The 25,243-nt window shown below is 63.9% G+C and carries 25 protein-coding genes; 19 read left to right on the forward strand and 6 right to left on the reverse strand.

The features are described from left to right. Window positions 1-5: 5 nt before the first annotated feature. From xrtQ to AC1DHL_RS19825, 15 genes are all read left to right on the forward strand, one after another. Entirely contained in the window at window positions 6-896 is an 891-nt protein-coding gene (gene xrtQ, locus AC1DHL_RS19755; protein WP_478163072.1) for an exosortase Q, read from the forward strand. Further along, window positions 877-1,449: a hypothetical protein gene (locus tag AC1DHL_RS19760; protein WP_478163073.1), complete on the forward strand. Its 573-nt coding sequence runs from the start codon at window positions 877-879 to the stop codon at window positions 1,447-1,449. The genes xrtQ and AC1DHL_RS19760 overlap by 20 nt, the downstream gene beginning before the upstream one ends. A 7-nt stretch (window positions 1,450-1,456) precedes the next feature. Next, window positions 1,457-2,737: a biosynthetic peptidoglycan transglycosylase gene (locus AC1DHL_RS19765; RefSeq protein WP_478163074.1), complete on the forward strand. Its 1,281-nt coding sequence runs from the start codon at window positions 1,457-1,459 to the stop codon at window positions 2,735-2,737. An 87-nt stretch (window positions 2,738-2,824) separates the two neighbouring features. Further along, entirely contained in the window at window positions 2,825-3,937 is a 1,113-nt protein-coding gene (locus AC1DHL_RS19770; RefSeq protein ID WP_478163075.1) for an ABC transporter ATP-binding protein, read from the forward strand. Between the two features lie 65 nt (window positions 3,938-4,002). Then, a complete protein-coding gene (locus AC1DHL_RS19775; protein ID WP_478163076.1) occupies window positions 4,003-5,274 on the forward strand; it encodes an ABC transporter substrate-binding protein in 1,272 nt (423 codons plus the stop codon). A 121-nt stretch (window positions 5,275-5,395) separates the two neighbouring features. Next, window positions 5,396-6,313, forward strand: coding sequence for an ABC transporter permease (locus AC1DHL_RS19780; protein WP_478163077.1), 918 nt, complete (start codon window positions 5,396-5,398; stop codon window positions 6,311-6,313). Beyond that, window positions 6,310-7,200: an ABC transporter permease gene (locus AC1DHL_RS19785; RefSeq protein ID WP_478163078.1), complete on the forward strand. Its 891-nt coding sequence runs from the start codon at window positions 6,310-6,312 to the stop codon at window positions 7,198-7,200. Before AC1DHL_RS19780 ends, AC1DHL_RS19785 begins: the two co-directional genes overlap by 4 nt. After that, entirely contained in the window at window positions 7,200-7,934 is a 735-nt protein-coding gene (locus tag AC1DHL_RS19790) for an aspartate/glutamate racemase family protein (protein WP_478163079.1), read from the forward strand. Before AC1DHL_RS19785 ends, AC1DHL_RS19790 begins: the two co-directional genes overlap by 1 nt. A gap of 49 nt (window positions 7,935-7,983) precedes the next feature. Continuing rightward, the gene (locus AC1DHL_RS19795; protein ID WP_478163080.1) at window positions 7,984-8,889 is read left to right on the forward strand and encodes a pirin family protein; all 906 of its coding nucleotides are present in this window, start codon (window positions 7,984-7,986) and stop codon (window positions 8,887-8,889) included. Between the two features lie 130 nt (window positions 8,890-9,019). Continuing rightward, window positions 9,020-9,571 (forward strand): Spy/CpxP family protein refolding chaperone, encoded by a 552-nt coding sequence (locus tag AC1DHL_RS19800; protein ID WP_478163081.1) that lies wholly within the window; start codon window positions 9,020-9,022, stop codon window positions 9,569-9,571. Between the two features lie 195 nt (window positions 9,572-9,766). Then, the gene (locus AC1DHL_RS19805) at window positions 9,767-10,522 is read left to right on the forward strand and encodes an endonuclease/exonuclease/phosphatase family protein (protein ID WP_478103373.1); all 756 of its coding nucleotides are present in this window, start codon (window positions 9,767-9,769) and stop codon (window positions 10,520-10,522) included. Next, window positions 10,519-11,760: a cardiolipin synthase ClsB gene (clsB, locus tag AC1DHL_RS19810; protein WP_478163082.1), complete on the forward strand. Its 1,242-nt coding sequence runs from the start codon at window positions 10,519-10,521 to the stop codon at window positions 11,758-11,760. Before AC1DHL_RS19805 ends, clsB begins: the two co-directional genes overlap by 4 nt. Then, entirely contained in the window at window positions 11,760-12,755 is a 996-nt protein-coding gene (locus tag AC1DHL_RS19815; protein WP_478163083.1) for a lysylphosphatidylglycerol synthase domain-containing protein, read from the forward strand. The genes clsB and AC1DHL_RS19815 overlap by 1 nt, the downstream gene beginning before the upstream one ends. A 91-nt stretch (window positions 12,756-12,846) precedes the next feature. Continuing rightward, window positions 12,847-13,599 carry a TIGR03915 family putative DNA repair protein gene (locus AC1DHL_RS19820; protein ID WP_478163084.1) on the forward strand — a complete coding sequence of 251 codons (753 nt, stop codon included), beginning with the start codon at window positions 12,847-12,849 and terminating at the stop codon, window positions 13,597-13,599. Between the two features lie 70 nt (window positions 13,600-13,669). Continuing rightward, complete coding sequence (locus tag AC1DHL_RS19825; protein WP_478163085.1) at window positions 13,670-14,170, forward strand: polyhydroxyalkanoate granule-associated phasin; 501 nt, start codon at window positions 13,670-13,672, stop codon at window positions 14,168-14,170. A gap of 3 nt (window positions 14,171-14,173) precedes the next feature. On the opposite strand, the gene AC1DHL_RS19830 is transcribed toward AC1DHL_RS19825, so the two are convergent. From AC1DHL_RS19830 to dnaA, 6 genes are all read right to left on the reverse strand, one after another. Further along, window positions 14,174-15,355, reverse strand: a complete 1,182-nt coding sequence (locus AC1DHL_RS19830; protein ID WP_478103314.1) for a metallophosphoesterase — start codon at window positions 15,353-15,355, stop codon at window positions 14,174-14,176. Between the two features lie 151 nt (window positions 15,356-15,506). Next, window positions 15,507-15,968, reverse strand: coding sequence for a peptidase associated/transthyretin-like domain-containing protein (locus AC1DHL_RS19835; RefSeq protein ID WP_478163086.1), 462 nt, complete (start codon window positions 15,966-15,968; stop codon window positions 15,507-15,509). Between the two features lie 128 nt (window positions 15,969-16,096). Beyond that, window positions 16,097-16,594 carry a hypothetical protein gene (locus AC1DHL_RS19840; protein WP_478163087.1) on the reverse strand — a complete coding sequence of 166 codons (498 nt, stop codon included), beginning with the start codon at window positions 16,592-16,594 and terminating at the stop codon, window positions 16,097-16,099. Window positions 16,595-16,723: 129 nt separating this feature from the next. Further along, window positions 16,724-19,348 (reverse strand): DNA topoisomerase (ATP-hydrolyzing) subunit B, encoded by a 2,625-nt coding sequence (gene gyrB / locus AC1DHL_RS19845; RefSeq protein ID WP_478103319.1) that lies wholly within the window; start codon window positions 19,346-19,348, stop codon window positions 16,724-16,726. A gap of 138 nt (window positions 19,349-19,486) precedes the next feature. Then, a complete protein-coding gene (gene dnaN / locus AC1DHL_RS19850; RefSeq protein ID WP_478103320.1) occupies window positions 19,487-20,593 on the reverse strand; it encodes a DNA polymerase III subunit beta in 1,107 nt (368 codons plus the stop codon). Between the two features lie 269 nt (window positions 20,594-20,862). Further along, window positions 20,863-22,242: a chromosomal replication initiator protein DnaA gene (dnaA, locus tag AC1DHL_RS19855; RefSeq protein WP_478103321.1), complete on the reverse strand. Its 1,380-nt coding sequence runs from the start codon at window positions 22,240-22,242 to the stop codon at window positions 20,863-20,865. A gap of 320 nt (window positions 22,243-22,562) precedes the next feature. Here dnaA and rpmH point away from each other — a divergent pair, with 320 nt between their 5' ends. The 4 genes from rpmH to yidC all read left to right on the forward strand — a co-directional run bounded on the left by rpmH (window position 22,563) and on the right by yidC (window position 25,209). After that, window positions 22,563-22,697: a 50S ribosomal protein L34 gene (gene rpmH, locus AC1DHL_RS19860; RefSeq protein WP_047486751.1), complete on the forward strand. Its 135-nt coding sequence runs from the start codon at window positions 22,563-22,565 to the stop codon at window positions 22,695-22,697. A gap of 75 nt (window positions 22,698-22,772) precedes the next feature. Further along, a complete protein-coding gene (locus AC1DHL_RS19865) occupies window positions 22,773-23,165 on the forward strand; it encodes a ribonuclease P protein component (protein WP_478163088.1) in 393 nt (130 codons plus the stop codon). After that, window positions 23,162-23,452 carry a membrane protein insertion efficiency factor YidD gene (yidD, locus tag AC1DHL_RS19870; protein ID WP_478163089.1) on the forward strand — a complete coding sequence of 97 codons (291 nt, stop codon included), beginning with the start codon at window positions 23,162-23,164 and terminating at the stop codon, window positions 23,450-23,452. The genes AC1DHL_RS19865 and yidD overlap by 4 nt, the downstream gene beginning before the upstream one ends. Further along, on the forward strand, window positions 23,449-25,209 hold the full coding sequence (gene yidC / locus AC1DHL_RS19875; RefSeq protein ID WP_478163090.1) for a membrane protein insertase YidC: 1,761 nt from the start codon (window positions 23,449-23,451) through the stop codon (window positions 25,207-25,209). Before yidD ends, yidC begins: the two co-directional genes overlap by 4 nt. Window positions 25,210-25,243 lie beyond the last annotated feature (34 nt).

Here is a 25,243-nt window from a genome sequence, read left to right on the forward strand (position 1 = left end):
ACGCCATGACCCTCGCCGCCCTCGCACACACCCACCCGCGCGTCATCGACTGGGGCATCCAGCTCGATCGCGCACCGGCCGCCGGCTGGCTGGCCTTGCAAGCCGCTGCGCTCGCACCGCATTGGATCTGGATGGTCCAGCGCCTGCGCGATGGCTCCGACGATCCGCTTGGGTTGCTCGCGCTCGTAGCGCTGGCCATCCTGACCTGGACATTGCGGCGCGAGCTGCGCCCTGCGCCCTGCCTCGGCTGGCTGGCGGTGGCCGCGTTCGGCACACTGGCTGCGACGCTTCTGCGCACAGGCGCAGGCCCGCTGCCTTCGCTTCCACCGCTGGCCGCCGGTCTCGTCGCGGTGCTTGCCCTGGCCAGCGGACTGCTTGCCTTCCTTCCGAAGCGCGTGGCCGCGCTGCCTGTCGCAGGGCTTGCAGTGCTCGCGTTGCCGCTGCTCTCTTCGCTTCAGTTCTACGCGGGCTACCCCTTGCGGGTGCTCATGGCTGAAGCCAGCCGCTGGTTGCTGGCGCCTGGCTTCAGCGTGGTGCGCGAAGGCAGCAGCCTGCTGGTCGACGGACAACTGGTGATCGTTGATGCACCCTGCTCCGGCGTGCAGATGGTCTGGCTCGGCTACTTCACGGCCTGTGTGGTGGCGCTATGGGCCGGACGCGACGACCGTGGCTTTCTCGCCCGGCTACCTGGCGTGGGCTTGCTGGTGCTGGCCGGCAACATCGTGCGCAACAGCGTGCTCGTGGCGCTCGAAGGTGCAGGCCATGCGCCGCCGCCCTGGTTGCACGACGCTTTCGGACTGATGCTTCTCGCGCTGGTCTGCGGCGGCATCGCCGGGGTGATGGCCCGCATCAATTCCACACCCACAGGAGGTCGCCGTGTCGATCACGCTCTTTGAACGCTGGTTCGCCAATCGATTCGTCAACCGGATCGCCCACAAGTCAGCCTTCGCCCTCGTCATGCTGCTGTGTGTGGTCTGGTCCGCTGCCAACGCGCTGCACGCCCGGCCCGAGCCCGCCGCCAGCACCCCGTTCCAGGAATGGCCAGCCGACTGGGACGGCGAACCGCTCCGCCCCCTGGCGCTGGGCGACGTGGAGCAGCGTTTCGCGGCGCACTTTCCGGGAGCCATCGCGCGAATGACTGATGGCCAGCAGATCCTCGTCATGCGCCGGGTCGACAAGCCCACCCGCATGCTGCATCCGGCGGCCGACTGTTACCGGGCGCTGGGCTACGGCCTCGCGCAGGCACGCCTGGAGCGCGATATCCACGCCCGACTGTGGCGCTGTTTCGTCGCCGAGCGCGCCGACGGGCAGAAATTGCATGTCTGCGAGCGAATCGTCGATGCCGAAGGCCGCGCTTTCACCGACACTTCAGCCTGGTACTGGGCGGCAGCCAGCGGCCGGTCGAACGGGCCATGGCAAGCTGTGACCCTGGCGAGACCGATCGAGTGAGAGAGATTTGCTGAAAAAAGCACTGCTTTACCTTTTCTTCGCGACCCTGGCCCTGGTGTTGACGGTCGCGGTCGCCGCGTTCCTGATCGTGAGACTGGCACTGGCCCCCGGCCCCGACGAATGGTCCGCACGCGTCAAGGCCGGGCCGGTGTCATTCGATGTCGGCGTCCCGACGGCCATCCGGTTGGCAACTTCCTCGTGGTTCGCACCCTGGATCGCCGGACGCACCCTCGACACCAAGTTCGGCCCGCTCACATTCGGTTGGAACGAGCCCTCCGCCACGCTCGAGCTGAAATGCGCACCCTGCGCCGCCACGGTGCCCGCGCTCGGCAGTGCGCCCATCCGTTTCGAGCGCCTCAAGGCGAGTGTGCGGCGCGACGGCGGCACGTTGGGCGGCAACCTCGAAGCCTCGCCTTCCGGTCCAACGCCCGCGGCCCCGGATGGCAAGGGCGACGACACGCTCCGTGCCCGATGGGACGGCCGCCTGACTCAGAAAACCCTGCACCTGAACATCAACGTGGCGGAAGCGCCCATTGCCAGCTGGTACGCAGTCCTTGCACCCGACCTCGCCGAACTGCGGCGGGCGCGCATCGGCGGCACGCTGGGCCTCCGCGCCCAGGTCACGCTGCCCGCCGGAACGTTCGCCATGCAGCCGCAGATTTCCCAATTCACCGTCGACGGCCTGGGCACCGAGGCGATCGCCAACGCACGCAGCAGTTGCGGTGCTCCAAGCCGGCTCACAAGCGAAAACTGGCTCGCCCGCGCCGTCATCGCCGCCGAAGACCAGCGCTTCTTTACTCATCCGGGCTACGACCTCACGGAACTCGCCGCCTCGCTGGAAGCCAATCAGAGCGCCTCCAAGGTCGCGCGTGGCGGCAGCACGCTGACCCAGCAACTGGCCAAGTTCCTGGTGACCGGCGGCCAGCAGAACGCCGACCGCAAGCTGCGCGAGTTGCTCTACGCGGTCGAAATGGAACAGACGCTGGGCAAGGCGCGCATCCTCCAGCTCTACCTCGACAACGCCCCCTGGGGCGCCCAGATCTGTGGCGCAGAGACCGCTGCACGCACCTATTTCAAGCGCTCCGCGCGCAACCTCGAACCCGCGCAGGCCGTCTGGCTGGCCGCCATGCTGAACAACCCGGCGGCGGCGGTGCGCAAATGGCAGCAGGACGGCAACATCAACGTCGACCGCGCCAAGTGGGTGGCCGACGGCGTGCGAGGCATCACCAAATCGCAGCGTGACGCGCTCTTGCGCAACGTAGCCGGAGCCCGCTTCGCACCACCTTGACGCGCGCTGCGCCGCGCACCAGCACGGCGCATCGCCGACCGGCTGGAAGGCTTCTTCGCTGGCACATGTCTTGCGATGGCATCGGCAATGGATGCTGTCACCGCCCCTCCGCCCTCAGCCGTTGAGATCGTCGCGCTGACCAAGCGCTACGCCGCCGGTGCGCCACCCGCCGTCGACCAGATCGACCTGCGCATCGCCAGCGGCAGCTACTGCTGCCTGCTCGGCCCCTCCGGGTGCGGCAAGAGCACGACGCTGCGGATGGTCGCGGGTCATGAGTCGGTGTCGGGCGGCGATATCCTGCTCGACAACCGCAACATCACCAACCTGCCCGCCGCCGCGCGCGGCACGGCAATGATGTTCCAGAGCTTCGCGCTCTTTCCCCACCTCTCGGCGCTCGACAACGTCGCGTTCAGCCTCAAGATGAAGGGCGTCTCGAAGAGCGAGCGCCACAAGCGGGCAAAGAACCTGCTGGAACGCGTCGCGATGGGGCACCTGGCCGAACGCAAGCCGGCCGAACTCTCCGGCGGCCAGCAGCAGCGCGTGGCGCTGGCGCGGGCCCTGATCACCGAGCCGCGCGTGCTGTTGCTCGACGAGCCGCTGTCGGCGCTGGACCCTTTCCTGCGCATCCAGATGCGCGCCGAACTGCGCCGCTGGCAAAAGGAACTGGGCCTCACCTTCATCCACGTCACGCACTCCCAAGAGGAGGCGATGGCCCTGGCCGACACGATGGTGGTGATGAATCACGGATTGATCGAGCAGGTGGGTCCGCCGCATCAGGTCTACAACCATCCGTCCAGCGAATTCGTCGCGCGCTTCATGGGAGGCCACAACGTCTTCGCCCTGCACGGTGGGTTGATCGCGGTGCGCAACGATCACATGCGGATGGCGCCGGAGACTGGCGCGATCGGGGAAGTCGGCCTGCCGGCGCATGTGACCGATGTGGAATACCAAGGGACCTATGTGCTGCTCGGATTGCGGCTCACAGGTGTGCGGCCGGAGCAGAGCAGCGTCTCGGTGCTGCTGTCCGAACAGGCCTTCGTCGCCCGCACCTACGAGGTCGGCGAGAGCGTGCGCCTCAGTTGGTCCGAGGCCGATGCACGCCGGCTGGGCCCCGGTGCCACGCGACCCAGCAAGCGTGACGACGGCACACCGATGCCCCGGCACGAACCGCTGGCCGCCCTGGCGGCGATGGCGGCCTGACAAGCCGCGCGCGTGTCGCGTCGTCCCCTTCCCTTTCCTCACCACCGCCTCTTCGGAGACCCACCATGTCCAAAAAAATCGAAACACCCTCCACCGGCGTGCAGCGCCGCACGCTGCTGCAAGGCACCGCGGGCATTCTCGCGACCGGAATCTTTCCGGCCATCCATGCGCAGGAAAAGATCGTGCTGCGCTACCTCGGCACCGCGGTCAACCAGGACAAGGCGATCGCCGAGAAGTTCAAGGCCGACACCGGCATCGAGATCCAGTACGTGGCCGTCACCACCGACGACGTCACCAAGCGCGCCGTGACCGCGCCGAACAGCTTCGACCTGATCGACACCGAGTACTTCTCGCTCAAGAAGATCGTGCCCACGGGCAACCTGAAGGGCATCGACACCAAGCGCGTGAAGAATGCCGACAAGATCACCACGCTGTTCACCAAGGGCGAAGTCGCCGGCAAGAAGGTCGGCAGCCAGGGGACGGCGCCGATCAAGGTGATCTACCTCGAAGGCGAGAAGAGCAAGGCTTTCGCGACGTCGCCGACACAGTTCATGTCGCTGATCCCGACCACCTACAACGCCGACACGCTGGGCATCCGGCCCGACCTGATCAAGCGGCCGATCGGCTCGTGGGCCGAACTGCTCAATCCCGAGTTCAAGGGCAAGGCCGCGATCCTCAACATTCCGTCGATCGGCATCATGGACGCGGCGATGGTGGTGGAGTCCAAGGGCCTCCACAAGTACGCCGACAAGGGCAACATGACCAAGGCCGAGATCGACCTCACGATCAAGACGCTGATCGAAGCCAAGAAGGCGGGTCAGTTCCGTGCGCTGTGGAAGGACTTCAACGAGTCGGTCAACCTCATGTCCTCGGGCGAAGTTGTGATCCAGTCGATGTGGTCGCCTGCGGTCACGGCCGTGCGCAGCAAGGGCATCGACTGCACCTTCCAGCCGCTCAAGGAAGGCTATCGCGCCTGGGCTTCGGGCTTCGGCCTGCCGGCCACGCTCTCGGGCAAGAAGCTCGACGGCGCCTATGAATTCATCAACTGGTTCCTGGACGGCTGGGCCGGTGCGTACCTCAATCGCCAGGGCTACTACAGCGCCGTGCTGGAAACCGCCAAGGCCAAGATGGAGCCCTACGAATGGGCTTACTGGATGGAAGGCAAGCCCGCCACGCAGGACATCAAGAGCCCGCAAGGCGACGTCATCGCCAAGGCTGGCTCGTTGCGCGACGGCGGCAGCTACGAGGAGCGCATGGGCGCCATCGCATGCTGGAACGCAGTGATGGACGAAAACGAGTACATGGTCCGCAAGTGGAACGAGTTCGTAGCGGCGTGAAGCTCGCCCCCCAGGTTGGCTCACTGCGTGTAGCCGCCCACCCCCCTGCCGGGGGGCAACACCAGCGGCCCGGCAAAGCCGGTTCTGCGGTGTTTCCCGAACGGGCATTGCTGCGCTTGCCATGAGTGCGCAGATTGCCAGTGTTCACGACAGCGCGACGCCCGAACGGGCTGTCAAGGCCTGGTGGCAGGCTGCGCCGTTCGCGCTGGTGTTCCTGTTGTTCTTCCTGATTCCGCTGGCGCTGATCGCGATGGTCAGCCTGTGGAGTTTCAACGAGTACGAACTCATCCCCGCGCTGTCGCCGCGCAACTACCTGAGCATCTTCGAAGGGTGCTCGCATCTCACCGACAACGGCGACCTCTGCGTCACGCTGTCGACCTATCTCAGCACGCTCAAGTTCTGCGTCCTCGTCTGGGCCATTACGCTAGTGATCGGCTTCGCCGTTGCCTACTTCCTGGCCTTCCACGTGCGTTCGCCGGGGATGCAGACACTGCTCTTCGTGCTGTGCACAGTGCCGTTCTGGACTTCCAACGTGATCCGCATGATCTCGTGGGTGCCGCTGCTGGGCCGCAACGGACTGGTGAACCAGGGCCTGATGGGGCTGGGATTGATCGACTCGCCCATCGAGTGGCTGCTGTTCTCCGACTTCTCGGTGGTGCTCGCCTTCGTGCACCTGTACACGATGTTCATGATCGTGCCGATCTTCAATTCGATGATGCGCATCGACCGCTCGCTGCTCGAAGCCGCGAGCGACTCCGGCGCGTCGGGCTGGCAGACGCTGTGGAACGTGATCGTGCCGCTCTCGCGCACCGGCATCCTCATCGGCTCGATCTTCGTCATCACGATCGTGATGGGTGACTTCGTGACCATCGGCGTGATGGGCGGCCAGCAGATCGCCTCGGTCGGCAAGATCATCCAGGTGCAGACCTCCTACCTGCAGTTCCCGCTGGCGGCGGCGAACGCGATGATCCTGCTGGCCGTGGTGCTGATGATCATCTGGGGCCTCACGCGCCTCGTCGACATCCGCAAAGAGCTATGAGCAACCGCATCGGCGAACAACGCGCGGCGGGTTTCTGGCCACTGGCCTTCGTCTTCGCGCTCTTCGTGCTCTTTCTCTACGGGCCGATGATCACGATCTTCGTACTGAGCTTCCAGGGCCCGGAAGGCGGCCTCACCTTTCCGTTGCGCGGCGTCTCGCTGCACTGGTTCCACAAGCTGGCCGAAGGGCTCGGCACGGTGGACATCGCCGCTGCATTCCGGCGCTCGCTGATGCTGGGCACGGTCGTGATGCTGTTCACCGTGGTGCTGTCCGTGCTGGCGGGCCTGGCGTTCCGCAAGAAGCTCAAGGGCGGCAACGCGCTCTTCTTCGTGACGGTGGCGAGCCTGATCATGCCGTCGATCATCGTGTCGCTCGGCATCGGGCTGCAGTTCCGCCTGCTCGACACCGGCATCAAGGGCGCGCTCACCGCGCTGGATGCGACCAGCACGCTCGAAAACTACGGCACCGCGCTGGGACTTCTCACTTCGGCGCTCGGCGCGCACCTGACATGGACGCTTCCTTTCGGGCTGCTGATCATGTTCGCCGTCTTCAACCGCTTCAATCCGGCGTATGAAGAAGCCGCCCGCGATCTGGGCGCGACACCATGGCAGACCTTCTGCCACGTCGTGCTGCCGCTGATCGGGCCGTCCGTGGTCGGCATCGGCATGTTCGGCTTCACGCTCAGCTGGGACGAGATCGCGCGCACCTCGCAGGCCATCGGCGACGTCAATACCCTGCCGCTCGAACTCCAAGGCCTCACATCGACCGTGACGACACCGTCCATCTACGCGCTCGGCACGGTGACCACCGTCGTCTCATTCGCCGTGATGGGGATCGCGCTCGGTACCGCGGCACTGCTGCGCAGGCGGGCCACGCGTCGTCGCTGATGGCCCGCCTGCTCGTCATCAACCCCAACACTTCGGCTTCGGTCAGCCAGTTGCTGGAACGCCATCTGCGTGCAAAGGCCGGCCCCGCGCTGGACATTCATACGGTCACCGCCCGCTTCGGCGCGCCTTACATCGCCAGCGAAGCCAGCTACGCAGTGGCGCAACACGCGACGCTCGACGCATGGGCCGTCGCGCATGCGCACGGCCAGCGGCCCGACGCGGTGCTGATCGGTTGCTTCGGCGACCCCGGCCTGTTCGCGATGCGCGATGGCGCGGGCTTGCCGGTCAGCGGCCTCGCGGAAGCCGCGTTTCAGTTCGCAAAGAGGTATGGCCGATTCGCCGTCGTCACCGGGGGCGAGCCGTGGCGGCCGATGCTCGAACGGCTGGCCTGGTCGCTTGGGTTTTCGACATCGCTCGCGGGCATCCATACAGTCGCACCGACCGGCGCGCAACTCGCCGCCGACCCAGCCGGTGCCCACGCCCTGCTGGCCGAAGCGTGCCGCGAGGCGATCGTTCGCTTCGACGCGCAGGCGGTCATCCTCGGCGGCGCAAGCCTGGCCGGCATGGCAGCCGAAATCGCCGCCGCGGTGCCGGTGCCGCTCGTCGACAGCGTAGATGCCGGCGCGGAATGGGCGCTGTTTGCAACGCAAGCGCCAGCCACCTCGCGCGTGACGGCAAAGGGCTTCGGTATCGCCTGGCAAAGCGTGTCCTGGGAACTTGAAGCGCTCGGTTGAGGCGTCCCCACCCCTAGCGCGGTCGTCCCGACCGTGCCACCATCTTTCGATGACCACCCCACACCATGCCCACAACGCGCACGCGGTCGAACCGGTTGCGCTCGCCCAACCCCGTGGCGTCGACCAGATCGTCGCGGGCGTTTCCACCAGCGACGGCGACGGCGTCAAGCTCACGCGGGTGCTGCACCAGCCCCTGCAGCAGCGTCTCGACCCCTACCTGATGCTCGATGCCTTCGGCAGTGACAACCCCGGCGACTACATCGGCGGTTTTCCGAGCCATCCGCATCGAGGCTTCGAAACGGTGACCTACATGATCTCCGGGCGCATGCGCCACCGCGACAGCCACGGCCATGAAGGGCTGCTGTCGAACGGCGGCGTGCAATGGATGACGGCCGGCCGCGGCCTGGTGCACAGCGAGCTGCCCGAGCAGGAAGAAGGTCTCATGGAAGGCTTTCAGCTCTGGCTGAACCTGCCGGCCAAGGACAAGATGCGCGAGCCCTGGTATCGCGACATTCAAAGTGAAGAGATACCCGAATTCACCACGCCGGCCGGTGTTCACGTGCGTGTCATCGCCGGCGAAAGCCACGGCGTCGCGGGCGCGATGCAGCGCGAACATACCGAGCCGCTCTACCTCGACATCACGCTGCCGCCCGGCTCCGAGTTCGCACAGCCGCTGCCGGAGAAATACAACGCGCTGGTCTACGTGTTCCGCGAATCCGTCTACATCGGAAGCGGCGAGGTCCCCACAAAGCGAATGGCGATCCTCGCGAACGAACCGGGCAGCGACGGCTTGGCGCTGCGCGCGCCGGCGTCCAATCACAGTCCGGCCCGTGTGCTGCTGATTGCCGGCAATCCGCTGCATGAGCCGATCGCCCAATACGGCCCCTTCGTCATGAACACGAGAGAGCAGGTGACGCAGGCCGTGCACGACTTCCAGAACGGCAAGTTCGCCTGAGTGGCTCGCCCTCGTTCACCTATCTTTACGCAGGCTAACTCGGCCCTCACGGTCGGGAAACATGGGATCGCCACACTTGCCTTCACCTGCTGCCCATCGGCGGCGGGCTTCTTCGAAAGGAAGCACTCTCATGATCTCGTCTCGCAAAAGCCTTCTCTGTGCCGGTCTGCTGGCTGCCACCCTCGCTTCGACGGGCGCCTTCGCGCAAGCCCCGGCGGCACCTGCTTCGCCACCCGCCCAAGCCCAGTCCGGCGCCAATCCGTCGCACGCCCGGCCTGACCGCGCGCAGCGCTTCGAGCAGATGCAGCAGCGCCGTGCTCAGCATCTCGCAGCCCTGAAGGAAAAGCTCAAGCTCACCCCGGCGCAGGAAGGCGCGTGGAGCACGTTCTCGGCCGCACAGCAGCCGCCGGCGCGCCCCGCCGGCCAACCCCGCATGGATCGCGAGGAGTTCGCCAAGCTGACCACGCCGCAACGCCTGGACCTGATGCAATCGCGTCAGGCGGAACGCACCGCCATGTTTGCCAAGCGCGCCGACGCCACGCGCAGCTTCTACGCCGGGCTGACCCCGGAACAGCAGAAGACCTTCGACGCCGAGGCGATGCGACGCTTCGGTCCCGGCGATCGCGGCGAGCATGGTGAACACGGCGGCCGCCACCACCCGGCTGCGCCAGCCAAGAGCTGATCGCCTCGCCTCCATCAATAAGCCCGCGACGTGCAAGCGTCGCGGGCTTATTGCATGGCGCTATGCCCATCGCTGTAGGAACAGGCCCATGTTCCTCGCAGTCTGGCGAAGAACGTCGCGCGTTCCTACACTTGACGGACGTTGGCCAGCTTACAAACTTCATCTGTGAAGCCCTCGTCCCATACGGCGGCCGTGATGCCCCTGCCGACCTCGCTCAAAGTCATGACGGTGAACACCCACAAGGGCTTCACGGCGCTGAACCGCAAGTTCATCCTCCCCGAACTCAGGGACGCGGTGCGCACGGTGGGTGCGGACGTCGTCTTCTTGCAGGAAGTGCTCGGCACGCATTCGCGTCATTCACGCAAGATCGACAACTGGCCCGAGGCCCCGCACTACGAATTCCTGGCCGACACGATGTGGCCCCAGTTCGCCTATGGCCGCAACGCCGTGTACCCGAAAGGACACCATGGCAACGCGGTGCTGTCGAAGTTCCCGATCGTCCATCACCGAAACCACGACGTATCGATCACCGGCCCCGAGAAGCGCGGGTTGCTGCATTGCGTGTTGCGGCTGCCGGCTAGGCCGGTCGACGTGCATGTGATCTGCACGCACCTGGGCCTGGCCGAGAGCCATCGGCAGGAACAACTCGAACTGCTCTGCCATATCGTGCGTGACGAGGTGCCGGCCGACGCGCCCTTGATCGTGGCGGGCGATTTCAACGACTGGCGCGGCAAAGCCCATCGCATTCTCGAAGCGGGCGCTTCATTGCGGGAGGTGTTCGTCCTCGCGCACGGCAGTGCGGCCAGGACCTTTCCGGCACGGTTTCCGGTACTGCCGCTCGACCGCATCTACGTGCGCAACGCGGCCGTGCACGCTCCCATCGTGCTGCCGCGAAGGCCCTGGTCGCACCTGTCGGACCATGCGCCGCTCGTCGCGGAGATCGAGCTATGAGCGCAGCCGGTGGTCAGCGCTGGATCGGGGGCAACCGCGTCGAGTTGCTGGAAAACGGTGAGACGTTTTTCCCGCGCGTGTTCGAGGCCATCCGCAGTGCACGGCGCGAAGTCATCGTCGAGACCTTCATCCTGTTCGAGGACAAGGTCGGCAAGGCGCTCCATGCCGTCATGCGAGCGGCGGCGCAAAGGGGCGTGAAGGTCGACCTGATGATCGACGGCTTCGGTTCCCCGGACCTGTCGCCCGAATTCATCGAGGGCCTGACGTCCGCAGGCGTGAAGCTGCGTGTCTTCGATCCCGGCACGCGCCTGTTCGGACAACGCCTCAATGTCTTCCGCCGGATGCACCGGAAGATCGTGGTCGTCGACGGATCGACGGCTTTCGTCGGCGGCATCAATTTCGCCGCCGATCATCTGCTCGACTTCGGCCCGAAGGCCAAGCAGGACTATGCGGTCGCGCTCGCGGGGCCCATCGTCGCGGAGATCCATCGCTTCGTGCTTCACGCCATCGCTGTCGGCGGCAAGGGATCTGGATGGTTCAGGCGCCGGCTGAGCACCTCCAGCCATGTTGCCGACGAGGCGCAAGGCGAAGCCGAAGTCCAGTTCGTGACGCGCGACAATCGGCGGCACACCGACGACATCGAACGCCACTACCGGGCTGCCATCCGGAGTGCGCGGCAACGTATCTTGATTGCCAACGCGTATTTCTTCCCCGGCTACACCTTGATCAAGGAAATGCGACGCGCGGCCCGGCGCGGTGTCGACGTGCGCCTGATCCTGCAGGGCAACCCCGACATGCCGTTCGTCAAGACGGCGGCCAGCATGCTCTACCACCATCTCCTGCACGCCGGCGTACGCATCTACGAATACTGCGAGCGGCCGTTGCATGGCAAGGTCGCTCTGGCGGACGATCAATGGAGCACCGTCGGGTCGAGCAACCTCGACCCGCTCAGCCTGTCGCTCAATCTCGAGGCGAACGTGATCGTGCGGGACAAGGCCTTTAACCAGATCCTGTGGGATCGACTCGATGCGCTCATGCAGCACAACTGCAACCAGATCCAGGCCGCAGACCTCACTGACTGGAGCGCTTGGCGACTGGTGCGCAGCTTCTTCATCTTCCACCTGTTGCGCTGGTATCCGGCGTGGGCCGGGTGGCTGCCACGCCATGCACCGAGGCTGAAGCCGCTCGAAGGACCCCGCCCGGGCGGCCCCGGCGCGACCCGGACGGACGCGGCGTGATGGCCAACACTCCGGCAACGGGCGTCGTCGCGCCCTCACGCGCCGCTGCGTCGGACGGTTGGCACCGCGCGAAGCGCATCGCCGCATGGGTGTTCTTCGCACTGGTCGTCTTCCTGGTCGTGCGACAGGCCCGCACCATCGACTGGCGCAATGTACTGGCATCGGTGCGGGAGATCCCGCTGCCTATGCTGCTCGCGGCTGCCGGCCTCGCCGCCTGCAGCCACGCGCTCTACAGCACCTACGACCTGCTCGGCCGCCGAATGACGGGCCACCGGCTCCGCACCGGGCCGGTGATGAGCGTCACCTTCATCAGCTACGCATTCAACCTGAACCTCGGCGCGCTGGTGGGCGGCGTCGCCTTCAGGTATCGCCTTTATTCACGGCTCGGGTTGGACAGCAACACGATCACGCGCGTGCTTGGCTTCAGCATGCTGACCAACTGGTTCGGCTATGTCGTGGTCGCCGGCGCGGCCTTCTGCTTCTGGCCGATGTCCCTGCCCCCGGACTGGAAGATCGGCGACGAGGGCCTGCGCATCCTCGGCGCAGTGCTGATACTCGCCGGGCTGGCCTACCTGACGCTGTGCGCCATCGCCCGCGAGCACACCTGGCGCGTGCGCGGTCACGAGCTCGACACGCCGCCGCTGCGCATCGCGCTGCTTCAGCTGGTCATTTCCTGCGCGAACTGGTCGCTGATGGGCGGGGTGATCTGGTTCCTGCTCGAGCAACGATTGCCCTACCCGACAGTGCTTGCCGTGTTCCTCGTCGCCGCGGTGGCGGGCGTCATCACGCATGTCCCCGGCGGGTTGGGCGTGCTGGAAGCCGTCTTCCTCGCGCTGTTGTCGCACCGGCTCTCGCAAGACCAGCTGCTCGGTGCACTGCTCGCGTATCGCGCGCTCTATTACCTCCTGCCGCTGATCGTGGCCTGCGTGGTCTATCTCGTGACGGAAGTGCACGCCAGGCGCCTGCGTCGGCCATCGCCAGCGCCTCTGTCCTGACAACCCGCCGTCAGCGAAGCCAGCGCATCCTTCGCTGTTTTACGGCTTACCGCCTACAGGAAGGCTATGAAGCGAGACCTAACTTGAGGGCATGTCGCTTCATTCCGTCACCCTTGCGAGCCAGACCGACCTGAACGGGTTCCGGCGCGAAGCCCGGGCCCTGCTCGCGGCGCTTGTTCCGCCGGAGGAGGTGCAATGGCATGCGCCGCCGGGGATCGCCACCGTCCTTTCGCAAGGAGCAGGAAATGCCGTGAATGGGCGTCTTGCCGACAGGCCGCACGGCGGGATCAATCTCTTTCTGCCACGTTCATTCATGTCGTTGTGCGACATCGTCATCCTCAACAACGACCCGGATCGCTTCGGCCTCCTCTACCGGCTGCTGTGGCGACTCGTGCACGAGCCCGGCTTGCGCCGCACCCCGCTGGACGGCGACCGCGTGCGCGCGGTTCACATGGCCCAGGCGGTGCGTCGCGACATCCAGAGGATGAAGGCGCTCGTCCGCTTCAAGCCCGTCGAAGAAGGGATCGCCGGGGAGTCGTTGCACATCGCGTGGTACGAACCCGACCATCACATCGTCGAGGGGATCGCGCCGTTCTTCGCTCGTCGATTTGCGCAGGTCTGCTGGGCGATCCTCACGCCGGCATGCAGCGTTCGATGGAATTGCGAAACGCTGGAATTCAGACCGGGCATTCGGCAGTCGATCCCACGCGAAGCCAGCGACGGCCAGTGGCTCATGCACTACCGCAAGGCTTTCGATACTGCGCGAACCAGCGTCGCGCCCGAGACGGCGAATCGCAGCGACACTCGACGGTCGTCGAACTCACGAGTAGGACTCCATCCTTAATCGATGTTGCAATGCAGCAATTTTGGCGGCGAAGGTCTATAGTGCTCTGACACCCAGCACACAACGTTCCATGACGCACGACATCTCTTCCCCCCGCTTTTTCAATCCGCTCATGCTGTGGGCCGACGTCGCCGTCAAGACCAACGAGATGCTCCTGTCGTCCGGCTCGGTCATCCAGATGCGTACCGAGCGCATCGCCCGCGCCGGGCTCACGCCGAGCGATGACGATCTCGCCGAATTTCAGCTCATGGGCCACGAGAAACTGGCCGCGGCGAGCGAGGCAGGTGCCGCGATGGCGAACCAGATTCACACAACGCAATTCGCGCTCATCAATCGGGCGGTCCGCCATTGGCTGGGAAGCGGCGTGGCGCTCTTCTCGTTGTCCACCAGCGTCACCGCCGCACAGGCCTTGAGGCACGCCGAAGCACTCGGAAGCGCCGCCGCACGATCGGCCGCAGTAGTCACTCAGTTCACCAGCGCCGGCGCTCGCATCGTGCAGCGCGGGCTCAAGCCGATCCACGCCAAGGCGACGTCGAATGCGCGCCGGCTTGCCGGCGAACAGGCTGCGTGAACCTCAGCGCGCCGCGATCAGGCGCAGCAACGTAATCTCCGAAGGCGCACCGAAACGCTTGGGCGGCCCCCAATAGCCGGTGCCGCGGCTCGTGTAGACCCACATCTCGTGCAACTTGTGCAGGCCCGCCGTGAAGGGCTGCTGCAGCGGGACGAACAGATTCCACGGAAAGAACTGTCCGCCGTGCGTATGGCCCGAAAGCTGAAGGTGGTAGCCCGCCTCGGCGGCGGCTGGCGCGCTGCGCGGCTGGTGCGCAAGCAGCACACGCGTGTGAACCAGCGGAGGCGCGTCGAGCAATGCGCGCTGCGGATCGCTCGCATGCTCGGCATCGAAATGCACCGCGGTGTAGTCCGTCACCCCAGCCACCAATAGCGCGCTCTCGAGCACTTCCTCGTCGGTCTGCGCGCCCTTCACGTTGCGCGTCTGCAGGACGACATGTTCGTTCAGCAACACGCGAAGCCCCAGCCGACGCAGTTCGTCGACCCACGCATGAACGCCGGCGTAGTACTCATGGTTTCCGGTCACCACGAAAGTGCCGTGCTTGGCGCGCAAACCCTGGAGTGGCGCAATGTGATCACGCAATTCCGGCACCGTGCCGTCGACCAGGTCGCCGGTGATCGCGACCATGTCGGCACTCAAGCCGTTGACGGCATCGACGATGCGCTGGATATAGCCGCGCTTGATGGTCGGCCCCACATGGATGTCGCTGAGCTGCGCAATCGTGAATCCGTCCAGCGCGGACGGCAGGTCTCGGATCGGCACGTCGACGCGCACCACATTGGCCGTGCGCCGCGCATTGAGAAAGCCAATCAGCGAAGTCCCCGTGGCCAACAGCGGGACCGTGACGGCGCTCAGGTCCTGCCATCGCGACCAATCGATCGTCCAGCCAAGCGCCAGCGTCGTGAGCCAAGTCAGCAGCAAGCCGGCATCGCGCACCATCGTGAGCACGAACATGGATGAAAACCACCCCATGCTCAGTAGCCCGATCCATTTCCAGCCGTCGGCGAACTGCCGGCGTTCGGAACGCATGCCGACGAACGGAAGCGGCATGGTTGCCGCGGACACGACCAGCGCCGCCAGCAGCAATGACCAGCCGGCCCCATGGCCGGCGAGCGAAGGCAGCAGCCGCACGCCGATGTAGACGTGCAGCAGCGTAATGAGAAGGATCAGGGGTCGAAGCGGCATCGGAGCCTGGCAGGACGGGCAAAACCCGGACCCCACATGTGCGAGCAGGAAGCTCCACATTCAAGGTGCATGCCACCCTGCCGGCCCATATTTAATCTCAGGTCCGACAACCGTGCGCGCGACCGAGAACGCGCGCATGAAACCGCGAGCGTCAGGAGTGCGCGGCGATGCTCGTACCGGCCGGCCACACGAACACCGTGCGTGTCGGGCTGCCCGGCAGGATTTCCACCTGCTGTTTCAGCGTCTGACCTCCGAGCGTGGCTTCGACTTCGTATCGGCCCGGATCAAGACGCGCGACCAAGAACGGGCCATCGGACACGACGCGGCTCAATACCGTCTCGCCGGACGCATTTCTCACCGTCACCTCGACCTCGGCGGCGAAATCCGCCCGTTTCGCGTCCTTGATGGCGAATTCGAAGGTAGCCGGCCATCGGGGCGCAACGGTTTCCATCAACTCGGCCTCGTCACTGCTCACGCCGCCGCTCATGTACTCCACGCCGTTCATCATGTGGATCGGGGGGTTGTAGACCGCGTGTGCCGCCAGTGCACCGAAAAGCGACACGCCGCCGATGGCCAGGCTGGCCACGGGATTCCAGAAACGCTTGGTTCTCATCGCGATGCCCTTCTTGTTGCCGTAATGAGTGTGAAGCGAACTTCACGCCAACACTATCTGCAAGAAGACTTAGGAGAACCTGAACTGCGGTCGCAGTTTCGCCCGACCCCCGGCCATCAGAAGCCGAGTCAGTCGCCTGTGCTGGCGGAAGCCTGGTGTTCAGCCCGCGGCAAGCCCATCGCCGACGCGAAATCAACGTTCGATGGCCACATGAATACCGCCTTCGACCCGACACCGTTGAAGACCACCAGCGGCTGGGAGAGCGTCACCCCGCCCATTGTAGCCTCGACGTCGTAGGCGCCCGGATTGAGGCGGGCGAGCATGAAGGGCGAACCGGTGGAAGCCTGCATGACCTCCCTGCCGGAATACCGTTCACGCACCACGACGTTCACGTCGGACGGAAACCGAACGCCTGAACCGGATCGGGTGATGCCGAACTCGAGCGTGGCCGCCCAGCGGGGCGACACAGTCTTCATGAATGCCGCCTCCTCGCCGCTTCTGCCGCCGCACATGTATTCGATGCCCTGCGCCACCTTGATGGGCGGATTCGTCAGCGCCTGCGCCGACGTGAATGCGCCAAAGATGACGACGGCCGCCAAGGGCCGGCAAAAACGGGTCGGGATCATTTGCTCTGCTGTCCTCTTGCTCAAAATGGCGTGAAATCCGCCGGAGATTTTGCTTAGCAAGAGTCGGGCTAGGAATAGCGTTTACGCGCATTCCCGAACAGAGCAGCTGTCAGGGGGCCGAAAAAGTCATCAAACGTCGATATTCGCGGCTCGCAACGCGTTCTGCTCGATGAATTCGCGACGCGGCTCGACCTCGTCACCCATCAGCATCGTGAACACGCGGTCGGCCTCGATCGCATCGTCGATCTGCACGCGCAGAAGGCGCCGCACGCTGGGGTCCATCGTCGTTTCCCACAACTGCTCGGGATTCATTTCGCCCAGGCCCTTGTAGCGCTGGCGTGAGGTCGCGTTCTCTGCCTGGCCGATGAGCCAACGCATCGCTTCGCGGAAATCGCCGACCTTTTCTTCCTTGGCCCTCTCGCCTTCGCCACGCTTGACGAGTGCGCCCTCGCCCAGGAGATCACGGAAGGTCTTGGCCGCCTCGGCCAGCGCGGCATAGTCGGCGCCATGGACGAAGTCCTGAGTAAGCACGCTGCTCTTGATGTTGCCGTGATGGCGGCGGCTGACGCGCAGCAACGGCTTGTCGGTGCGCGCATCGAACTCGCTCGAAACGTCCGCCGGCGCGCCGGTGGTGTTCAATTCGCGCAGCTTGTTCTGCAGTGCGACAGCCGAGGCTTCTGCGCTGGCCGTGGTGTCGAGATCGAGTGAAACGCCATCGGCGATCGCGCGCAGCGCCTCCGCGTCGAGGAACACACCCAGGCGCGCGATCACCGCTTCGGCCAACTGGTGCTTCCGCGCCAGTTCGGCCAGCGTATCACCGCTGAGCGTGGTCGGATTGGCACCGCCGGTCGTGACGCTAGCATCCTTCAACGCGACCTTCAGCAGGAACGCATCGAGGGCCGGACCATCCTTCAGATACTGCTCCTCTTTGCCGACCTTGACCTTGTAGAGCGGCGGCTGCGCGATGTAGATGTGCCCGCGCTCCACCAGTTCCGGCATCTGCCGATAGAAGAAGGTCAGCAGCAAGGTGCGGATGTGCGCACCGTCCACGTCGGCATCGGTCATGATGATGATGCGGTGGTAGCGCAGCTTGGCAACGTTGAAGTCGTCAGCACCACCGCCTGAAGTCGTCGCGCCCGCGCGGCCGATGCCGGTGCCGAGCGCGGTGATCATGGTCAGGATTTCGTTGCTGGTGAGCAGCTTTTCGTAGCGCGCCTTCTCAACGTTCAGGATCTTGCCGCGCAGCGGCAGGATGGCCTGAAACTTACGGTCACGTCCTTGCTTGGCCGATCCACCGGCGGAGTCGCCCTCCACCAAGTAAACCTCGCACAGCGCCGGGTCCTTCTCCTGGCAATCGGCCAGCTTGCCGGGTAGGCCCATGCCATCGAGAACACCCTTGCGGCGCGTCATTTCACGCGCCTTGCGTGCCGCTTCGCGCGCGCGCGCCGCCTCGACGATCTTGCCGCAGATGATCTTCGCGTCGTTGGGCCGCTCTTGCAGGTAGTCGGTCAGCAGACGGCCGACGATGTCTTCGACCGGCGCGCGCACTTCGCTCGACACCAGCTTGTCCTTTGTCTGGCTGGAAAACTTGGGCTCCGGCACCTTCACGCTCATCACGCAGCAAAGGCCTTCGCGCATGTCGTCGCCGGTCACTTCGACCTTGGCCTTCTTGGCCATCTCGTTTTCTTCGATGTACTTGTTGATCACCCGCGTCATCGCAGCGCGCAGGCCGGTGAGGTGAGTGCCACCGTCACGCTGCGGGATATTGTTGGTGAAGCACAGCACCTGCTCGTTGTAACCGCTGTTCCACTGCATCGCGACTTCGACGCCGATGTGCGTGCCGGGGATGCCGCCATAGGTATCGGCCGGCTTTTCGCCCGCCGCGTAGAACACGTTGGGGTGGAGGACCGTCTTGCCCTTGTTGATGAACTCGACGAAGCCCTTCACGCCGCCGGCACCCGAGAAGTCGTCTTGCTTGCCGGTGCGTTCGTCGATGAGCCGGATGCGAACGCCGTTGTTGAGGAAGCTCAGTTCGCGCAGTCGCTTGCTCAGGATCTCGTAGTGAAAATCCGAGTTTTCCTTGAAGATTTCGGTGTCTGGCAGGAAGTGCACTTCGGTGCCGCGCTTCTCGGTCTCGCCCGTCACCTTCATCGGCGAGACCTCGACCCCGTTCACCGTCTCGACGATTCGATTTTGCACGAAGCCCTGGCTGAATTCGAGCGTGTGGACCTTGCCTTCGCGGCGGACGGTCAGGCGCAGCATCTTGCTGAGCGCGTTGACACAACTCACGCCCACCCCGTGCAGGCCGCCCGATACCTTGTAGCTGTTCTGATTGAACTTGCCGCCTGCGTGCAGTTCGGTCAGCGCGATTTCCGCCGCCGAGCGCTTGGGCTCGTGCTTGTCGTCCATCTTCACGCCGGTCGGAATACCGCGGCCGTTGTCGGTCACCGAAATCGAATTGTCGGTGTGGATCGTCACGACGATGTCGTCGCAATAACCCGCGAGCGCCTCGTCGATCGAGTTGTCGACCACTTCGAACACCAGATGATGCAGACCGGTGCCATCGGATGTGTCCCCGATGTACATGCCGGGACGCTTACGCACCGCCTCGAGTCCTTCGAGGATCGTGATGGAACCTTCACCGTAGGACGTGTCGGCCGACGGTGGCGTCACTTCGATCGGAATCGCGTTGTCGATCTCAGGGGTGTAAACCGGCTCGGTGTGCGGCACTTCCGGCTTGTTTTCTTCACTCATCAGACTCTTTCTCATCGGCAGCCCCGGAGCTACCGTCTCATTTCGGGAAACACCGCGGAACCGGCTTTGCCGGGCTGCTGGTGTTGCCCCCTGCAAGGGGGTGGGCGGCTACACGCAGTGAGCCAACCTGGGGGTGTGTCAAATCCTCATCGGCATCACGACGTACTTGAACGACGCGTTTTCAGGGATGGTCATCAACACCGAGCTGTTGGAATCGGCGAGGTCCAGCTTCACCATGTCCTGGCCCATGTTGGCCAGCGCATCGATCAGGTAGGTCACGTTGAAGCCGATCTCGATGCTGTCGCCACCGTAGTCGATGTCGAGCTCATCCTGCGCTTCTTCCTGCTCGGCGTTGTTGGACGCGATGCGCAGGGTGCCCGGCTCGATGTTGAGCCGCACGCCCTTGAACTTCTCGCTCGTCAGGATTGCAGTGCGCTGGAGGCTGGCCAGCAGCGGCGCACGCCCCAACGTCACCGTGTTCTTGTGGTTCTTGGGGATCACGCGGTTGTAGTCGGGGAACTTGCCCTCGACCAGCTTGGTGACGAACTCCATGCCGCCGAAGTTGAACTTGGCCTGGTTGTTCGCGAACTGCATCTCGATCGCGCCCTCGGCATCGGACAGCAGGCGCTGCATCTCGAGCACCGTCTTGCGCGGCAGGATCACTTCCTGGCGCGGGACTTCGACATCCAGTGTCGCGGAAGCAAACGCCAGGCGGTGGCCATCGGTCGCGACCAGGCTGAGTTGCTTGCCTTCGGCCACGAACAGGATGCCGTTCAGGTAGTAGCGGATGTCATGGACAGCCATCGCGAAGGACACCTGGCTCAGCAGATCCTTCAACGTCTTCTGCGGAACGCTGAACACGGGACCGAAGTTGGCCGATTCCTGAACCAGCGGAAAATCTTCGGCTGGAAGCGATTGCAGCGTGAACCGGCTCTTGCCACCCTTGAGCACCAGCTTGTTTGCACTCGATTCGAGGCTGACCGTCTGGTCGGCCGGCATGGTGCGGAGAATGTCGATCAGCTTGCGGGCGCCGATGGTCGTCGTGAAGTTGCCCTCGTCGCCGCCGAGTTCGGCCTGGGTACGGATCTGGATTTCGAGGTCGCTGGTGGTCAGTTGCAACTGGCCGCCCGTCTTGCGAATAAGCACATTGGCCAGGATGGGCAACGTGTGCCGCCGTTCCACGATGCCCGCCACCGATTGCAGCGCCGCGAGGACTTTGTCTTGCGTAGTCTTCAAAACGATCATGTTCTTACCTCTTCCTTTATTTCTTTAATTCAAATTAGTAGTAGTAGATAAGGGATGCACCGCGCTGTGGACAGGGCGATTTTCCGCTTTCGTGACAAGGACTTGACGCGGTCCGTTCGCTGTGTGCAGCAGCGCTTTCGTGGTGTCGCGTCGGCGCGAACAACTTCGGGTTGCGCGACGGCCCTGTGGACAAGCTGTCATTTGTGCCGGAACTTTCCCCAGGGTTGTCCTTTGACAGGCTTCAAGATTCTGCTCAAGGAATCCATCCATCATCCCTTGAGAGTTTGCTCCAGCACGTGCAGTTGCTGGTTGAGTTCGGTGAGTTGTTGCCGCTCGCCGGAGATCTTGCGGACCGCGTGCAGAACGGTGGTGTGATCTCGGCCTCCGAAAAGCTCGCCGATTTCCGGAAGACTCTTCTGCGTCAGTTCCTTGGCGAGGTACATCGCGATCTGCCGCGGCCTGGCGATCGAGGCCGGCCGCTTCTTCGAATACATGTCGGCGACCTTGATCTTGTAGTAGTCAGCCACCGTCTTCTGGATGTTCTCGACCGAGATCTGGCGGTTCTGGATCGACAACAGGTCGCGCAGGGCCTCGCGCGCCAGCGCGATGGAGATTTCCTTCTGATTGAAGCGCGAGTACGCGAGGATCTTGCGCAAGGCGCCCTCGAGTTCGCGGACGTTGGAACGCACGTTCTTCGCGACAAAGAATGCGACCTCCTCCGGCATCTCGGTGCTCTCGGCGCGCGCCTTGTTGATCAGAATCGCCACGCGCATTTCGAGCTCGGGCGGTTCGATGGCAACGGTCAGGCCCGAATCGAAACGAGACACGAGTCGTTCATGAATGTCCGCAAGTCCTTTCGGATAGGTATCGCTCGTCATGACGATGTGCGACTTCTTGGCGAGCAATGCCTCGAACGCGTTGAAGAACTCTTCCTGCGTTCGATCCTTGTTTGCGAAGAACTGGACATCGTCGATCAAAAGCAGATCGAGGGAGTGGTAACGCTCCTTGAACTCGTCGAAAGTCTTGCGCTGATACGCTTTGACCACATCCGAGACGAACTGCTCGGCATGGATGTAGAGAACTTTGGCGTCGGGCCGATCCGTCAACAGCCGATTGCCCACCGCATGCATCAAGTGCGTCTTGCCGAGGCCGACGCCGCCATAGATGAAAAGCGGGTTGTAAAGATGACCCGGCGTGGTCGCGACATGCATCGCCGCGGCGCGTGCCATGCGATTGGCCGTACCCTCCACGAGCGTCTCGAAAGTAAGGCCTGAATTTAGCCGGTTCTTGAACGCCGCTGGCGTCAGGTCTTCGCCCGGGCTCGGCAAGTCCCGCGGTACGTCGGCGTCGGACACGACGGTTAACGTCGTAGGCCGATTGACGATTTCCCGAGGAGCAAGCGCTAACTCAATAACCACGGGCTGGCCGTAGAGTTTCTCGGCCATCGATGCGATTTTTCCGGCGTACTGCGCGCGGATCCAGTCCAGCTTGAACCGGTTGGCGACGAAGACGGTGACGCGAGAGAAGTCATCTGCCACCCTTGCGGTCAGTGGCTTGATCCAGGTGTTGAATTGCTGTTCGGACAGCTCCTGCGCGAGCTGGTCGACGCAGGCTTGCCAAAGGCTGTCACCGACGCCGTCACTCGACATGGGTGCCCTGAAAAGTGGTTTGTCCCTCAGCCATCTTCCGTTTTCGTGTTGTGGATAGTCGCACCCGCGATGCGCGGCCGATTCTAACTTGTCAAAAACTTATCCACATCATTTCGGCGGTGCTCGAAGGGATGCAGATGGTCCAGAGGGATTGTGGGGCATCCGAATATTTGCGATAATCGCGGGTTTCCCTGAAAACCCTTTTGTGTGTTTCGGGGTATCTCGGGTCCATATCAGGTCTTCGGATCTGACTGGAGCTTGTGCCAAGGGGCGCAAATACCGGGAATGCCGGGTCATCCGGTCACATCAGGAAATCCATCATGAAACGCACCTATCAAGCATCCAAAACCCGCCGCGCCCGTACCCACGGATTCCTGGTCCGCATGAAGACCCGCGGTGGCCGCGCCGTCATCAACGCACGCCGCGCCAAGGGCCGCAAGCGCCTCGCCGTCTGACGGCACGCATCGGCACCGTTGCCAGTCGTACCGTTCGCGCCACGATCTTCTGACGGCGTCTTCCGGTTGGCTTCCATGCAGCGGCTCAAGACCCGCGCGCAATTTCAGGCTGTACTCGCAGGTGCCACCGTGGCACGCACTGCTCACTTTGCATTGCACCGTTGCACGCTTGACGTGCCTTCGGGCGCCACAACATCACTCTTCAATAAGCATGATGTGTGGGTCGGCGCGATGGTCCCCAAACGCTGGGCACGTCGAGCGGTGACCCGCAATGCAATCAAACGCCAGATCTACGCCATGAGCGCCGCCACGTCTGAAGGTTCGCTGCCGCGCGCGGCGCACGTCGTGCGTCTGCGCGCGGGATTCGATCGCAAGGCGTTCGTGAGCGCGACATCCGACAAGCTCAAGGCCGCCGTTCGCGCCGAACTTCAGCAATTGCTGGCACGAGCCGCCACGGCGGACGAATGATGCAGCGTCTGTTGATCGCCCTCGTGAAGGCCTACCGCCTGCTCCTGAGCCCTTGGCTCGGACAGGCTTGCCGCTTCGAGCCCACCTGTTCGGTCTATGCGATCGCTGCCCTTGAACAGCACGGCGCGGCAGTCGGAAGCTATCTCACGCTGCGCCGCATTGTCCGATGCCAACCCTGGTGTCAGGGCGGCCACGATCCGATTCCCCCCAAGGCCCAAGGCCCGACCTCGCAATCGAGATCGCTGTTCGCCTTTCTCACTACCGACGACAAGAAGTCTTCTTCATGAACGATATCCGCCGCACCATCTTGTGGGTGATTTTTGGTTTCTCGCTGGTGCTGCTGTGGGACCAATGGCAGGTCTACAACGGCCACAAGCCGACCTTTCTTCCGTCGGCCAAGACAGCCGCACCAGCCAATCCGCCGGTCGCGCCGGCCGCATCATCGGCCGGCAGCATGCCGGCTGCAGCTGGCACCACCACGAGCACGTCGGTGCCGGCGCAAGGCGCCGCAGCCGCCATCGGCGAAAAGGTGACTGTCTCGACGGACCTTTTCAAGGCGGTGATTGACGGCGAGGGCGGGACTCTGTCCGAACTGCAGTTGCTCAAGTTCGTCGACCAGACGAACAACGGCGGACTGGTGGAATGGGCGCGTCGTCTGGTTGGTTTGCCGGTCGCGCAGAACGAATCCAGGCCTGTGACATTGATGGAAAACGGATCGCCGGCGACGCGCTATGTGGCCCAGACCGGCCTGCTGAACCCGGTGGACACGGGTGATCGATTCCCCAATCACTTGACTCTGATGACTGCGCGCAGTGGTCCTCGCGAGTTGGCCGATGGCCAAAACACCCTGGAAGTGGCGTTCGAGTCACAGCCGGTAGGCGGCCTGAAGTACGTCAAGACTTACGTGTTCCAACGCGGCGACTATTCGATCCACGTCAAGCACCAGATCGTCAACGTGAGCGATCAGCCGCGCGATGCGCAGCTCTACCTGCAGTTCGTGCGCCACGGCACGGTCGCTTCCGGCACGATGTTCGGCACCAACACCTTCACCGGCCCGGCCATCTTCACCGAACAGAAGAAGTTCCAGAAGATCGCGTTCACGGACATCACCAAGAACAAGGTCGAGCTTCCCGGTCCTGCCACCAACGGCTGGGTGGCGATGGTGCAGCACTATTTCGTGTCCGCCTGGCTGCTCAACGTCCCGGGCAGCGATGCGATCAAGCGCGAGTTCCGCGTGGCGGATCTCGGCAACAACCTGTTCTCGGTCGCAATGGTTTTGGAGCTGCCCAAGCTTGCGCCAGGTGCTGCGCAAACCATCGACAGCAATCTGTTCGCCGGCCCAGAAGAAGAGAAGAAGCTTGAGGCACTCGCGCCGGGCCTCGAACTCGTCAAGGACTACGGCATTTTCGCGATCATCTCAAAGCCGCTTTACTGGCTCCTCAACCAGTTGCACGGCATCCTCGGCAACTGGGGCTGGTCGATCGTCGCACTGGTCGTGCTACTGAAGGCGGCCTTCTTCTGGCTCAATGCCAAGGCCTACGCGAGCATGGCCAAGATGAAGGCCATCAATCCGAAGATCATGGAAATGCGCGAGCGGCTGAAGGACAAGCCGCAGGAGATGCAGCAGGAGATGATGCGCATCTACCGCGAGGAGAAGGTCAACCCAATGGGCGGCTGCTTCCCGATCGTGATCCAGATCCCGGTGTTCATCGCGCTGTACTGGGTGCTGCTGTCCTCGGTCGAAATGCGCCACGCACCGTGGATTCTGTGGATCCATGACTTGTCGGCACCCGATCCCTGGTTCATCCTTCCGGTCGTGATGACCGCGACTTCGCTGTTCCAGACTTGGCTGAATCCGACACCGCCGGATCCGATGCAAGCCAAGCTGATGTGGATCATGCCGCTGGCGTTCAGCGTGATGTTCATCTTCTTCCCGGCCGGTCTGGTGCTGTACTGGATCACGAACAACGTGCTTTCGATCGCGCAGCAGTGGTTCATCAACAAGCGCCTCGGCGTGCTCGGCAACAAGCCCGCCAAGAAGTAGGGATCGACCCCACTCTCACCCATCAAGGGCCGCG

The organism is Variovorax sp. 10L426 (assembly GCF_056395305.1).

Excerpts from the sequence above, each read along its gene's own strand:
- xrtQ (WP_478163072.1), top strand. The coding sequence starts at position 6 with ATGACCCTCGCCGCCCTCGCACACACCCACCCGCGCGTCATCGACTGG.
- AC1DHL_RS19770 (WP_478163075.1), top strand. The coding sequence starts at position 2,825 with ATGGATGCTGTCACCGCCCCTCCGCCCTCAGCCGTTGAGATCGTCGCG.
- AC1DHL_RS19775 (WP_478163076.1), top strand. The coding sequence starts at position 4,003 with ATGTCCAAAAAAATCGAAACACCCTCCACCGGCGTGCAGCGCCGCACG.
- AC1DHL_RS19780 (WP_478163077.1), top strand. The coding sequence starts at position 5,396 with ATGAGTGCGCAGATTGCCAGTGTTCACGACAGCGCGACGCCCGAACGG.
- AC1DHL_RS19785 (WP_478163078.1), top strand. The coding sequence starts at position 6,310 with ATGAGCAACCGCATCGGCGAACAACGCGCGGCGGGTTTCTGGCCACTG.
- AC1DHL_RS19790 (WP_478163079.1), top strand. The coding sequence starts at position 7,200 with ATGGCCCGCCTGCTCGTCATCAACCCCAACACTTCGGCTTCGGTCAGC.
- AC1DHL_RS19795 (WP_478163080.1), top strand. The coding sequence starts at position 7,984 with ATGACCACCCCACACCATGCCCACAACGCGCACGCGGTCGAACCGGTT.
- AC1DHL_RS19800 (WP_478163081.1), top strand. The coding sequence starts at position 9,020 with ATGATCTCGTCTCGCAAAAGCCTTCTCTGTGCCGGTCTGCTGGCTGCC.
- AC1DHL_RS19805 (WP_478103373.1), top strand. The coding sequence starts at position 9,767 with ATGCCCCTGCCGACCTCGCTCAAAGTCATGACGGTGAACACCCACAAG.
- clsB (WP_478163082.1), top strand. The coding sequence starts at position 10,519 with ATGAGCGCAGCCGGTGGTCAGCGCTGGATCGGGGGCAACCGCGTCGAG.
- AC1DHL_RS19815 (WP_478163083.1), top strand. The coding sequence starts at position 11,760 with ATGGCCAACACTCCGGCAACGGGCGTCGTCGCGCCCTCACGCGCCGCT.
- AC1DHL_RS19820 (WP_478163084.1), top strand. The coding sequence starts at position 12,847 with ATGTCGCTTCATTCCGTCACCCTTGCGAGCCAGACCGACCTGAACGGG.
- AC1DHL_RS19825 (WP_478163085.1), top strand. The coding sequence starts at position 13,670 with ATGACGCACGACATCTCTTCCCCCCGCTTTTTCAATCCGCTCATGCTG.
- AC1DHL_RS19830 (WP_478103314.1), bottom strand. The coding sequence starts at position 15,355 with ATGCCGCTTCGACCCCTGATCCTTCTCATTACGCTGCTGCACGTCTAC.
- AC1DHL_RS19835 (WP_478163086.1), bottom strand. The coding sequence starts at position 15,968 with ATGAGAACCAAGCGTTTCTGGAATCCCGTGGCCAGCCTGGCCATCGGC.
- AC1DHL_RS19840 (WP_478163087.1), bottom strand. The coding sequence starts at position 16,594 with ATGATCCCGACCCGTTTTTGCCGGCCCTTGGCGGCCGTCGTCATCTTT.
- gyrB (WP_478103319.1), bottom strand. The coding sequence starts at position 19,348 with ATGAGTGAAGAAAACAAGCCGGAAGTGCCGCACACCGAGCCGGTTTAC.
- dnaN (WP_478103320.1), bottom strand. The coding sequence starts at position 20,593 with ATGATCGTTTTGAAGACTACGCAAGACAAAGTCCTCGCGGCGCTGCAA.
- dnaA (WP_478103321.1), bottom strand. The coding sequence starts at position 22,242 with ATGTCGAGTGACGGCGTCGGTGACAGCCTTTGGCAAGCCTGCGTCGAC.
- rpmH (WP_047486751.1), top strand. The coding sequence starts at position 22,563 with ATGAAACGCACCTATCAAGCATCCAAAACCCGCCGCGCCCGTACCCAC.
- AC1DHL_RS19865 (WP_478163088.1), top strand. The coding sequence starts at position 22,773 with ATGCAGCGGCTCAAGACCCGCGCGCAATTTCAGGCTGTACTCGCAGGT.
- yidD (WP_478163089.1), top strand. The coding sequence starts at position 23,162 with ATGATGCAGCGTCTGTTGATCGCCCTCGTGAAGGCCTACCGCCTGCTC.
- yidC (WP_478163090.1), top strand. The coding sequence starts at position 23,449 with ATGAACGATATCCGCCGCACCATCTTGTGGGTGATTTTTGGTTTCTCG.